The following is a 13403-nucleotide window of genomic DNA, read 5'->3' on the forward strand; positions in this document are numbered from 1 at the left end:
TTCCCAAAATGGTGAGTCTACTCCGACTTTATTAATTATCCTTAATGCCGTCGGCTTTAAAAACAAATAAGCCGTGCATAGAGCACGGCTTATTCACATTACGATGACGCTTTTTGATGAGTATGCGCAGCGGCAACAAACCCTTCAAACAACGGATGACCATCGCGTGGTGTTGAGGTGAATTCCGGGTGGAATTGAGCCGCAATAAACCACGGGTGATCTTTATTCTCGATGATCTCAACTAGCTTTTTATCTTCCGATAAACCAGTGAAACTCAAGCCAGCTTTTTCAAGCTGTTCAACAAAATTATTGTTTACTTCGTAACGATGACGATGACGTTCAACAATCTCATCACTACCATATACTTCACGTACTTTTGAGCCTGGTGTTAAATGACATTTTTGTGCGCCTAAACGCATAGTGCCACCTAAATCAGATTTTTCGCTACGTGTTTCAATGTTACCTTCCGCATCTAGCCATTCAGTGATCAAACCAACCACTGGGCTTGACGAATTGGCATTAAATTCGGTTGAATTTGCATCAGTTAAGCCGGCAACATTACGTGCGTACTCAATTAGCGCAACTTGCATACCTAAACAGATACCAAGGTAAGGTACTTTATTTTCGCGAGCATATTGAGCGGCTAAAATTTTACCTTCAACACCACGACCACCAAAACCGCCTGGTACTAAAATAGCATCAAGATTAGCAAGTAGCTCAGTGCCTTTACTTTCTAAATCTTGCGAATCAACATATTGAATATTAACTGTTAAACGGTTTTTAAGGCCGGCATGTTTCAATGCTTCGTTTACAGATTTATAAGCATCTGGTAACTCAATGTATTTACCAACCATACCGATAGTCACTTCACCCGTTGGGTTTGACTCTTGGTATAACACTTGTTCCCATTCAACTAAATCGGCTTCTGGGCAATCAAGGTGGAAGCGACGACATACAAAGTTATCAAGCTCTTGCGATTTTAACAGCGCAGGAATTTTGTAAATGCTGTCTACATCTGGTAATGAAATAACTGCTTTTTCTTCAACGTTAGTGAAAAGAGCAATCTTCGCACGTTCGTTGTTTGGTAATTTACGATCTGAACGACAGATAAGAATGTCTGGCTGAATACCAATTGAGCGTAATTCTTTTACAGAATGCTGAGTTGGTTTAGTTTTCACTTCACCCGCAGGGCCTAAGAATGGCACTAACGTTAAGTGAATAAACAATGCGCGCTCACGGCCAATCTCTGTGCCAAGCTGACGAATTGCTTCTAAGAATGGTTGTGACTCAATATCACCAACCGTGCCACCAATTTCAACGATTGCCACATCATGGCCTTCTGCACCGTCATAAACACGTTGCTTAATATCGTTGGTAATATGTGGAATTACCTGAATTGTTGCACCAAGGTACTCACCACGACGCTCACGACGCAGCACATCTTCATATACACGACCTTGTGTGAAGTTGTTACGGCTTGTCATTTTAGTACGGATGAAACGTTCATAGTGACCTAAATCAAGGTCGGTTTCAGCACCGTCTTCGGTGACAAATACTTCACCATGTTGAATTGGGCTCATTGTGCCTGGGTCAACGTTGATGTAAGGATCCAGCTTTAAAATGGTAACATTTAAACCGCGGGCCTCTAATATAGCTGCCAACGATGCTGCTGCAATACCTTTACCCAACGAGGAAACAACCCCGCCGGTAACGAAGATAAATTTTGTACTCATGCGAACCCTAGAATATCAGGAATTAAAAGGAAAAATATAGAATCAAGACGGGGCGAAATTATAGCAAAGGCACTGCCATCAATCCAGTGAAAGTTAGCAATTCTCTGCACAAAAAATGCACTCAGAGTCTATCCTTATTTACACGGGCTTTTTTATCGCTTCCCACGCGGCGTCCATTTGTTCGAGCGTTGCAGTATCAAGTGACTGCCCTCGCTCGGCTAAATATGCTTGAACTTTTTCAAAACGTACTGAAAATTTATCATTTGCGGCACGTAATAGCTGCTCTGGATCACGTTTAATATGCCGCGCCACATTAACCGTCGCAAATAATAGATCGCCCACTTCTTCGGCGCTGTGCGCTGAATGCGGATCAACCGCGAGTGCTTCTTTTACTTCATCAACTTCTTCGGCCACTTTATCTAATGCACCATGATAACTTGGCCAATCAAAGCCGAGCCCTGCAACTCGTTGCTGAATTTTTTTAGCTTTGCTCAAGCTAGGTAAATTCGCGGGTATATCCTGCCACAATGAGCTGGTATGTGGCACAACCTTAGCTGCCCGCTCTTGCGCTTTTATTGCTTGGTATTGCTCACTGAGTTGTTGATCTGTTAAGGCTTGTTGCTCACTAAATACATGCGGGTGACGGCGCACTAACTTACTATTAAGGCCTGCCACTACATCATTAAAATCAAATAACCCTTGCTCGTTAGCCAATTGCGCATAAAAAATCACTTGAAAGAGCAAATCTCCTAGCTCGTTCTGCAGCTCACTAAAATCACCTTTTTCTATGCAGTCTGCAACTTCGTATGCTTCTTCTAAAGTATGCGGCACGATTGATTTAAAATCTTGTTTTATATCCCACGGACAGCCGGTATCGGGATCACGTAACTTAACCATGATCGCCAATAACTCAGCTAATGTATTTTGATGTTCCATACTACTCTCTATGGTCTGTTGACCTTTGCGGATTAATATTTGTTCAAACTAGGGGCAATTTAATCGCGGCGCGAGGTTTGTAACCTAGTGGGCTAAGTAAAAACCGAGCAACAAAGAGTTAATTGCCCCTAGACAGAACCCTTCGGGCAGCGCCTGTTTGGCATTGATGCTGCGTTATCGCCTATTTATGGGGAATAACCACACCACATAGGCTCTGCCTTGCCTAAATACCAAACAGACTGCTGCAAATTCAACCTTGAAAGGTCAACAGACCCTAGTGGCTGCGCTTGGCTTCATGTACACCTTCAATTTGATGCAACTTGGATAATAGCCGATTGGTGCTTGATAAATCATGCACTTCAACTTGCATAGTAAATAGCGCTAATTGACGGTCGTCCACGGTTTCCATATTCAGATTCAGCACATTGACCTTTTCATTTGCCAGTACTGAGCTGATGTCGCGAATAAGCCCTGCTCTATCGCTGGCTTCAATTTTAATTGCCAACGCGTAAGAGCCGTTAATTTCGTCTGACCAGCTAACCGCGACGACCCGTTCAGGGTGCTGCGACTTTAGATTGGTAAATGAATCACAATCCTCACGGTGCACAGCAATACCACGTCCTTGGGTGATATAGCCGATGATCTGCTCGCCAGGTACTGGGCGGCAACACTTAGCCACGTGGCTCATTAAACTGCCTACACCATCAACCACGATGCCGTTTTTATCACCACTGCTTTTAGTGGGGTTTTTAAAGCGGATCACCGGCTCGTCATCAGAGCGGTCGGTTATAAAATTTAACAGCTGATTTAAACGCACATCGCCTGCGCCAATCGCGACCATTAAGTCATCTAGCTCTTTAAAGTTATAGCGCGAAATCGCCGGTTCTAGATGCTTATAGGTAAGATCGAGTTTTTGTAATTCATTATCAAGAATTTCTTTGCCAGCACTGAGGTTTTTATCACGGTCGAGTTGTTTAAACCAATGGTGTATTTTCGCTCGAGCCCGAGATGATTTAATATAACCCAGTGATGGATTTAACCAGTCGCGACTCGGGTTAGGTTGTTTTTGGGTTAAAATTTCAACCTGATCACCGGTATGCAATTGATGGGTAAATGGCACTATTTTGCCAAATACTTTGGCGCCAATACAACGATGCCCCACATTCGAGTGAATATAATAAGCAAAATCCAGTGGCGTTGCGCCCAGCGGCAAATCAAAAATATCGCCTCGCGGGGTAAAAATATAAACGCGATCTTCAACCACTTGATTTTTTAGCTCTTCGGCTAAATCGCTGCCATCAACCACTTCTTCTTGCCATTGCAATAATTTACGCAACCAGCTAATTTTTTGCTCGTAACCAGAACCACGTCCTGGCAACGCGCCTTCTTTATACATCCAGTGCGCAGCAACACCAAGCTCGGCGTCTTGGTGCATGGCATGAGTGCGAATTTGAATTTCAACGGTTTTGCCTTCAGGGCCAAACACTACGGTGTGAATTGATTGATAGCCATTTTGTTTAGGGGTGGCAATATAATCATCAAATTCTTTATTCAGGTGACGCCAGTTAGTGTGCACAATGCCCAGCGCACCGTAACAATCTTGCAGTTCATCAACGACAATGCGCATGGCGCGAATATCAAACAGCTGATCAAACTCGTAATTCTTTTGCGCCATTTTTTTATAAATGCTGTAAATATGTTTTGGCCGACCATAGACCTCACCTTTGATACCTGCTTGAGCAAGTTTGTTTTTAACTTGTTCAACCATATCGACCATATAGGCTTCACGACCGAGTCGTTTGTCATCTAATTGCTTGGCAATATTCTTATAAACATCTGGGTGTAGGTAACGAAACGCTAAATCTTCCAGCTCCCACTTTAATTGACCAATCCCTAAACGATTAGCAAGTGGCGCAAAAATATCTGCGGTTTCTTTTGCCGCAATAACGCGTTCTTCTTCACTGGCGTTTTTAACATCACGTAAATGGCATACTTGCTCTGCTAGTTTGATTACAACAGCACGTACATCCTCAACCATAGCTAATAACATACGCCGTATGTTATCAACTTGAACGGTGCCGGTGCCTTGATGAGCCAAGGTGCTAATAGTCGCCATTTGCGCAACACCTGTTAATAGCGTTGCCACATGATTACCCATCACATCAGTGACTTTTTCAATATCAATCAGATCAGCTAAAAAGCATGGCGTAATATACGCTGTCGCTAAGGTATCTGCGTCGAGGTTCATTTCCACCAAAATTTCGACCATTTCCATGGCAATATTTTGTTGCTGATGATTGTGCAGCTCAGCGCAAAGGGTGTTCGCTTTAGTTAATAACTCGCATTTTTCTTGCGTTAAGTTCAGTAAACCAAGTCGTGTGCTGAAATCACCCGGTTTGTCGTGCTGGTGTGATTGCCGAGTAGCTACCATAATGCGCTCTACCTCCTTTGAAATAACGCCATTGTTTCAATATGCCCGGTGTGTGGAAACATATTCATTAGCCCAATTTTTTCAAGTGAAAATGCAGCTTGCGTAATAATTGCGCTGTCACGGGCTAAAGTCACAGGATCGCAAGAAACATATAAAATCGTTTTAAATTGCTCAAGAGGCAGTTGCTCTAAAATAGCTATGGCACCAGTACGTGAAGGATCGAGTACTAATATATCCAATTCTTTATTAAACCACGGTGCATGCTGCATGTTTTGTGTTAAATCAAAACAATGAAAATGAGCATTGGCTATATGGTTAGTTTGCGCATTTTGTGTCGCCATTGCAACCGCAGAAGCGACTCCTTCGACACCAACCACCATTTTTGCGTTGTTTGCCAGCGCTAACGAGAAGTTACCAATCCCGCAAAATAGGTCAAGCACTTGCTCATTCCCATTTAAGTTAAGCCAATCAACCGCTTGAGATAACATAGCCTGATTAACCTGCGCATTCACTTGAATAAAGTTCTCCAAGCCAAAAGTAAATTTTAAACCAAGTTCAGGTAACTGATAAAATGGCATCGCTAAGTGGTCATGGTTAATTTGTTGGGTTTCACCCTGCCAAATGATTTGCCACAGATGAGTTAATCCCAGTTCTACAATGGTGCTTTTTAATTTATCACTAATGGTTTTAGTATGGCGGATCACCACAAAATTTTGCTCATCCGCCTGACATAATTGTATATGGCTGACACTGCGAAGTTCATTGTATTGATTTAACAGTTCATCAAATACAGTGAAAATATCTGCAAACGCTTCACTTAATACCGCGCAGTGTTGCACGCTTACTATTTGTTTAGAGCCTTGCGCGCGATAGCCTACACGCATTTTTTTTGCGGTTTTATCAAACATCACCGCTAACCGCGCACTGCGACGGTAATGTGTTGATTCGCTCAATAACGGGGCTTGCCAGTTCATTGCATCAAGCTTGGCGAACTTGGCAAACAACTGGCTCACCGCTAATTGCTTTTCAACTAATTGCTGATCAAGACGCAAGTGTTGCAGTTGGCAACCCCCACATTGTTGATAGTACTCGCAAAATGGTTTTACTCTGGCATCACTCGGGTGTTCAACTTTTAATGTTTTAGCAGCACTATAGCGGGCTTTATCTTCGGTTAATTTGGCTTTAACCGTTTCGCCTGTCAATGCCCCGCTGACAAAGCACACTTTATTATTGTGTTTGGCAATGCCCCGACCTTGATGATCCATGCCAGTAATGGCTAACGTTAACGACTGCCCAGAAAGGGTTTTCTTTTTTGCTTGGAAAAACTGCGCCATCGGGCAACACCTTAAATATTGATTCTACGAGGGTGATTGATTACTAGCTTATAAGTATATACTCTTTAACTAACTAATAATGATAACAACGTTCACTTATGACTAAACTTGGTTTGCGCGACTCAGTTTTAACGCTAACACTCATTCCCACAGTGATTATCGGATTACTCCTTGGCGGCTATTTTACAATAAATCGTTACATTGAGCTTGATGAAATTTTATATCAGCAAGGCACCACTATTTCTGAGCCACTTTCAATCGCCATTGAACAACCATTACTAGCAAAAAATAAGCAGTTGCTTAACCGTTTGATCAGCCACGCGCATAATAAACATTCTCCAGCAATTAAAACCATCGCCATTTTTGACGAGCATAATGAACTGGTATTAACCAGTAATTACCACCGTGACTTTGATGATTTAATGCATACTGAACACTTACAAGTAGGTAAAAATACGCAAGTAGTCACCAGCAATCAGCTTATTACTTTTTTCACGCCAATCATCAATCACTCTACTCCAGATGCACAGTGGAACAACGCCGCCTTTCAAACATCCCTTGGCACTGTGGTTATCCAGCTCAATAAAGATCAAGCCATTATTGGTCAACAACAAGCATTATTAGTCAGCGGCATTGTGATCATTTTGGCCTTAGTACTGGCCGCTATTCTAGCCATCAGGCTGAGTCACATGTTTATGAACCCGTTAAATAAGTTAGTACTCGCTACCGATAGGTTAATTGAAGGAAAAAGGGAAACTGGCCTAACCGCGCCAATGATGGGCGAGTTTGAGTTATTACGCCAAGGTCTTAACACCATTTCAGATACTATGGTGATGCAAAAAGATGAAATGCAAAAGCACATTGATCAAGCAACCAGTGATTTACGCGAATCATTAGAACTATACGAAACACAAAATATTCAGCTTAGTATTGCTAAAACCGATGCCCAAGATGCCAACCGCGTAAAGTCTGACTTTTTGGCAAAAATGAGTCACGAACTGCGCACGCCGCTTAATGGGGTGATCGGCTTTACCCGACAATTACATAAAACACCGCTGAATAAACATCAAAAAGATTACCTCGATACCATTGAGCTCTCAGCAAATAGCTTAATGACTATCATCAGTGATATTTTAGATTTCTCTAAGCTTGAAGCTGGCGCCATGGAACTTGAGTCTATCCAGTTTCAACTGCGCGATACCATCAATGAAGTGCTAACCTTACTTGCCCCAAGTGCACATGAGAAACAGCTTGAGCTATCAATTTATATCAATGCGCAGGTGCCAGATAACATTACTGGCGATCCAACTCGCTTTAAACAAGTGCTGATCAACCTGATCAGCAATGCCATTAAATTCACCGAAAAAGGGGCAATTAAAATCGATGTTGGCCATCGTTTACTTGATGAAGAACGTACCTCTATTTTGGTGTCAGTGACGGACACAGGTGTCGGTATCCCGATGGATAAACAAGATGCTCTGTTCACTCCATTTGGCCAAGCTGATTCCAGTATTACGCGTAAATTTGGTGGCACAGGGTTAGGCCTTATTATCACCAAACACATTGTTGAAAATATGGGCGGCCGGATCACCTTAAACTCAGCACCGGGTAGTGGTACCTGTTTTACCTTTAATAGTGTGTTTAGATTGCCAAGTCATAGCTATACCAGCGACCTGCCAAGTAAATCCCTCGTTAATAAGCGTATTTTATACCTAGAACCGCACGAGCATACCCATCATGCCGTACTCTCGTTGCTGACCGAATGGCAAACTCAAGTTACTGCATGCTTTGATCAAGAAAGCTTTTTACAAGAGCTCAATAAAGAGTTTAATTACGATATTTGCATTATTGGTCACGTGGCCGCTGTTGACGAAATGCAACGATTAAAAAGCTATATCAAAGCAGTCCGTGAATCGACCGACTACCTGTACTTAATGCTTAATTCGGTATCGCATAATATGCGCGAAGCGTATATTGGCTGTGGTGCAGATGCGTGTTTGAGTAAACCACTTAATCACCGTAAACTCTGTGAAGTGCTTGCCGCGCCGTATCGACTCGATCATCCCGTGCATAATATTGAAGAAAATGACGAAAAATTATTACCGCTAAAAGTATTAGTGGTTGATGATAACGACGCCAATTTAAAGTTAATTTGTACTTTACTAGAAGAGCAGATTGAAACTATTGATACCGCTCATAATGGCTCACAAGCCTATAGCTTGAGCAAAAGCCACAAGTACGACATTATCTTTATGGATATTCAAATGCCTATTATGGACGGTATTACCGCCTGTAAACTGATCCTCGAATCATCCTTAAACGAAGATACGCCTATTATTGCAGTCACAGCACATGCCTTAGCGGGTGAAAAAGAGCAACTGATCACCGATGGCTTTAAAGGTTATTTAACTAAGCCTATTGATGAAGATATGCTGAAACAAATTATTAGTGATCACAGCCACAGCCCACAATCACCGCTGCGACGTGATAAAAGTCGCAATGATTTAGTGACTCTTGAGCCACCATTTACCAGCACCTCATTAGATTGGCCTTTAGCCTTACAACGTGCCGGCGGCAAAAACGAGTTAGCGCTTGAAATGCTCAATATGTTGTTACTGAGTGTGCCTGAAACCTTACGCTTGCTTGAAGAAGCAACCGATAACCAAGATTGTGAGCATGTGCTAAGTATTATTCATAAATTTCACGGTGCCTGTTGCTACACGGGTGTTCCGAAGTTAAAAGCGCTTGCAGAAGCACTGGAAACCGCATTAAAAGGTGATTGTGATTTAAGTTATATTGAGCCTGAGCTATTTGAGTTGCAAGACGAACTTAACAACCTAATAAGCGATGCAGGCTTGGTCGAACATTAACGGCACTGTTGCTCAAGCGGTTTACCACTTTTTAAGCTACTGATCTGCCATGTTACAGTGGCATTTTGTTGTGCCAACGCGACTTTAGCAATATCACTGACCATATAATCACCTGGCACATTAAGCCTTGTTAAGTTGTTTGCTAAAGACTGCTGACAATACGGGCCGGTATCGCCGTGGATCACTAAAACGGGCTTTTTCACCGTGCTCGCAAACTCGCGTATGGCATCTCGGTAAACTTTAAAACCATCACATGCTTGCTGTAGCGCTGCGCTGCATGCTGGCTGATCCGTTTGATGTGTGTAAATATCAGCTTGAAAAGCAATAACATACCCTTTAGCGGTTGGGTTTGCTTGTGCCAACCACTGCAGGTTATTTGCATCTCTTGCATCGGCTTGTTGATAAGCAAGCTGTTTATCACTGTGCAGTATCTGCCTGCGACCATTATGCGTGCCGGCAATATGCAGCGTGATAAATTCCACACCTGCGAACTGCCAACGGGCATTTTCTGCCATGCTTGCTTGGCGCTTAAATTGTTCCAGTTGTTTGGCTTTTTCTAGGTATGCGCGGTCGTACATTAAGCTTTTTAAAAATACTAAGCGCTCTAATTCATCATAGCGAGGCGTTAAATTTGCTCGATCACAATCGGTCCATTCATTATCACCTGGGGTATAAATAAATGGTTGTGTGGTTAAAGCACTCAACAACTGTTTATTTTTTGTCAGCAACTCATTTGTACAAGGCTCAGCCCCTGATTTTATATCGCCTACATGGAGTAAAAAAGCATGTTCCGTGGTATTTATTTTACTGCCTAAAACTCCCTTCGGCGCTAAATTTAGCGCATCTATTGGGGTATACGGCATATCCCCCATTACCAAAAATGCATTACTAGACAACGCCCAAGTTAAACCAATAAAACTCAACATCGCTCCCCTCACCCACAAATAGTAAAACACTATATTAAGCTCTCATAGTAACAAACAAATGAACACCTAAAAAAACGGCTTTTTGCGACTAAGCTTGCTAAAATAACTGCACAGTAATCCTGAATTAATTAATCATGTCATTTAGCACCACTTATACATTAGATAAGCCCTATTTTTACGAATGTTTTGATGAGTCTCTGCCTTACAGCGCGCAGGCAAAGCCAAAATATGTTTTTTTAGTATTATTGGTTAGTTTGGGACTAACGGCTATTTATTGGTTAGAAAAACACTACTTAGGTAATTTTTTGATTATGGCTGCGGTGCTTGAATGCGTGGCATTTTATTATCGCAGACCTTGGTGGGTAACGCGGCAAATGCTCAGTCGCGCATCGGGGTCAGAAGCGACTTTAAGCATAGATAAAGAAGGCTTCAAGAGTGTTAACCCGCATAAGAGCTACCAGCTAGCGTGGCAAGATATCGATGAAGTGATTTTTACTCCTCGCGGTATTATTTTAAAAAGCCGCCGCGGTATGCAGTATATTTCAAATAGCGTACTGAATGATGAGATCATTGCATACATAAAAAAAAGAGCCACTAAATAGTGGCTCTTTCATATCAATTAAATTGATTAAGCATTGCCCGGATTCGGGTTAGACTTTTCAGCTTGAATACGCATGTAAATTTCTTCACGATGTACTGAAACGTCTTTAGGTGCATTAACACCAATACGTACTTGATTTCCTTTAACACCTAGTACAGTGACAGTTACTTCGTCACCAATCATTAGGGTTTCACCTACTCGACGAGTTAGTATTAGCATTCTCTTGCTCCCGTATTCCAATAAATTAAAAGATTCCGCGTTTGTATCTTAAAGAAAATAAAGCTTAAAAGTAAGTAAAAACTCTAAATCGATTCATTTTCTGTTAAAAAAACTCTTTGTAATACACCTATTGCCAATTCTAGGTCTGTTTCATCTATGTAAACTAATATTTTAATATCAGATATTAACTTAATAGCTGTTTACGTTAACCCATAAAAACATACTTACTGCACTAGGATGTGATCCCGTACTCACTGCCACAACAGGGTTTTAGCAACTAAGTAACCACCAGAAATCTCTTTACAATTAATATAATGGTGATTATCGCTCAATACTTCAAGTGGTTGCTAAAAATCTTTATCCACACTGTAAAGCATAGTCTATTTTTTCATATACAAGAAAAAGTCGATAGCCAATAAAAAACAACTGTGGTGTGTTTTAAGCTGAACTTTGGATAATAAATCTATCTCCAGCGGCTCTTTTCAACGCTAACTGTGTTGAATTTAGTAAGTGATTTAATCGCTTTGAAGCACACTGAGTATAAACACCTTAGAAGACTCAATTGAGCCTCCAAGGTATGCAACTAAAAAGTGCGCTAATACGCTTACGTACGCTCGGTTAACCAAGCCGTTACACTATCAAGTGCCGAGCTTAAGTTTTGTGGCTCTGAGCCACCCGCTTGCGCCATATCAGGACGACCGCCGCCTTTACCACCCACTTGTGATGCCATGTGATTTACCAGCTCACCGGCTTTCACTTTGCCAGTTAGGTCTTTCGTGACACCGACAATTAAACTTACTTTGTCGCCATCAGCTACACCTAAAGCAATCACACCTGAGCCAATCTTGTTCTTAAGATCATCAACCATACCACGTAAGGCTTTTGATTCAGTGCCTTCAACATTAGCAACCAGTAGTTTAACACCATTAATTTCAACAACTGAATCAAGCAATGAAGCGCCCGCTGCACTTGCTAGTTTATCGTTAAGCTGAGCAATCTGCTTTTCTAAACCTTTTGCTTTTTCAAGCAAGACCGTTACTTTTTCAAGTACTGATGCGCTGTCGCCTTTTACAAGCGCTGCAACGTCGTTTAGGTGTTGTTCTTGCTCGCTAACGTAGGCAATTGCGTCTGCGCCTGTTACCGCTTCAATACGGCGTACACCGGCTGCAATTCCACTCTCTGATACGATTTTAAATAAACCAATATCACCAGCACGGTTTACGTGAGTACCACCACACAATTCGATAGAGTAATCGCCAATAGTTACTACGCGCACTTCGTCATCATATTTCTCACCAAATAACGCCATAGCGCCTTTTTCTTTGGCTGTATCAATGGCCATCAACTCAGTGTTTAAGGCAAAGTTACGACGTATTTCGTCATTAACAACGCGCTCAATTTCACGTAGTTCAGCTTTAGTCACCGCTTCAAAATGTGAGAAGTCAAAACGTAAACGTTCAGGATCAACCAATGAACCTTTTTGTGATACGTGTTCACCTAATAACTGGCGCAGTGCTTCGTGAAGAATATGTGTTGCCGTGTGGTTCTTTTTAACACGAGCACGACGCGCATCATCAATACTCGCTTCCACTTTATCGTTGACACCAATACGGCCCATTACAGTACCGTGATGTGCAAAGGCATTACCAAGCTTTGTCGTATTAGTTACTGTAAACTCACCACCGGCTACTGTTAATGTGCCGGTGTCGCCAACTTGGCCACCAGATTCTGCGTAAAACGGGGTGCGATCTAGCACCACAATGCCTTGTTGACCATCTTCAAGTACAGATACAGCTTCGCCCTGTGCGAACATTTCAATCACAGTACCGCTATAATGCGTTGCGTCATAGCCTTTAAAATCAGTGTGTTTATCAGATTTTAATTGTTGGTTGTAATCAGCACCAAATTTACCGGCTTGCTGCGCTGTTTTGCGCTGTACAGCCATGCACTGTTGAAAACCGTCTTCATCAATGCTCATGAAACGCTCACGCGCTACATCAGCGGTTAAATCAGCAGGGAAACCATAGGTGTCATAAAGTTTAAAGACTAACTCACCCGGGATCACATCGCCGGTTAAGTCAGTCAAACTTTCTTCTAAGATAGCTAAACCACGCTCAAGGGTTTTACCAAATTGTTCTTCTTCGATACGCAGTACTTTTTCGATGATTTCTTGCTGCTTTGCAAGCTCAGGGTACGCTTGGCCCATTTGCTCGATTAATGCGGCAACTAACTTATAGAAGAACGAACCTTTTGCGCCAAGTTTGTTACCGTGGCGTACAGCACGACGAATAATACGGCGCAGTACATAACCACGGCCTTCATTTGATGGCATCACCCCATCAGAGATTAAAAA

The 13403-nt window shown here is 42.2% G+C and carries 9 protein-coding genes; 2 read left to right on the forward strand and 7 right to left on the reverse strand.

Annotated elements, in window-relative coordinates:
* Positions 1–98 precede the first annotated feature (98 nt).
* The 4 genes from ENH88_RS13345 to rlmD all read right to left on the reverse strand — a co-directional run bounded on the left by ENH88_RS13345 (position 99) and on the right by rlmD (position 6434).
* A complete protein-coding gene (locus ENH88_RS13345; RefSeq protein ID WP_304182790.1) occupies positions 99–1733 on the reverse strand; it encodes a CTP synthase in 1635 nt (544 codons plus the stop codon).
* 138 nt (positions 1734–1871) lie between these two features.
* Positions 1872–2669: a nucleoside triphosphate pyrophosphohydrolase gene (gene mazG, locus ENH88_RS13350; RefSeq protein ID WP_304182791.1), complete on the reverse strand. Its 798-nt coding sequence runs from the start codon at positions 2667–2669 to the stop codon at positions 1872–1874.
* Positions 2670–2943: 274 nt separating this feature from the next.
* Positions 2944–5100, reverse strand: coding sequence for a GTP diphosphokinase (relA, locus tag ENH88_RS13355; RefSeq protein WP_304182793.1), 2157 nt, complete (start codon positions 5098–5100; stop codon positions 2944–2946).
* 8 nt (positions 5101–5108) lie between these two features.
* Entirely contained in the window at positions 5109–6434 is a 1326-nt protein-coding gene (gene rlmD / locus ENH88_RS13360) for a 23S rRNA (uracil(1939)-C(5))-methyltransferase RlmD (RefSeq protein WP_304182795.1), read from the reverse strand.
* 98 nt (positions 6435–6532) lie between these two features.
* On the opposite strand from rlmD, the gene barA reads away from it, so the two are divergent.
* Positions 6533–9304, forward strand: a complete 2772-nt coding sequence (gene barA, locus ENH88_RS13365) for a two-component sensor histidine kinase BarA (RefSeq protein WP_304182796.1) — start codon at positions 6533–6535, stop codon at positions 9302–9304.
* Here barA and ENH88_RS13370 read toward each other — a convergent pair.
* Positions 9301–10230, reverse strand: a complete 930-nt coding sequence (locus ENH88_RS13370; RefSeq protein ID WP_304182797.1) for a hypothetical protein — start codon at positions 10228–10230, stop codon at positions 9301–9303. The genes barA and ENH88_RS13370 overlap by 4 nt on opposite strands.
* Before the next feature lie 134 nt (positions 10231–10364).
* On the opposite strand from ENH88_RS13370, the gene ENH88_RS13375 reads away from it, so the two are divergent.
* Positions 10365–10832 (forward strand): YcxB family protein, encoded by a 468-nt coding sequence (locus ENH88_RS13375; protein WP_304182799.1) that lies wholly within the window; start codon positions 10365–10367, stop codon positions 10830–10832.
* 26 nt (positions 10833–10858) lie between these two features.
* Here ENH88_RS13375 and csrA read toward each other — a convergent pair whose 3' ends face one another.
* On the reverse strand, positions 10859–11050 hold the full coding sequence (csrA, locus tag ENH88_RS13380; RefSeq protein WP_004587515.1) for a carbon storage regulator CsrA: 192 nt from the start codon (positions 11048–11050) through the stop codon (positions 10859–10861).
* Between the two features lie 604 nt (positions 11051–11654).
* Positions 11655–13403: alanine--tRNA ligase (gene alaS / locus ENH88_RS13385; RefSeq protein ID WP_304182812.1), on the reverse strand; the 1749-nt coding region annotated here is incomplete at its 5' end.

This window comes from Pseudoalteromonas prydzensis (assembly GCF_011050055.1).
Lineage (GTDB): Bacteria > Pseudomonadota > Gammaproteobacteria > Enterobacterales > Alteromonadaceae > Pseudoalteromonas > Pseudoalteromonas prydzensis_A.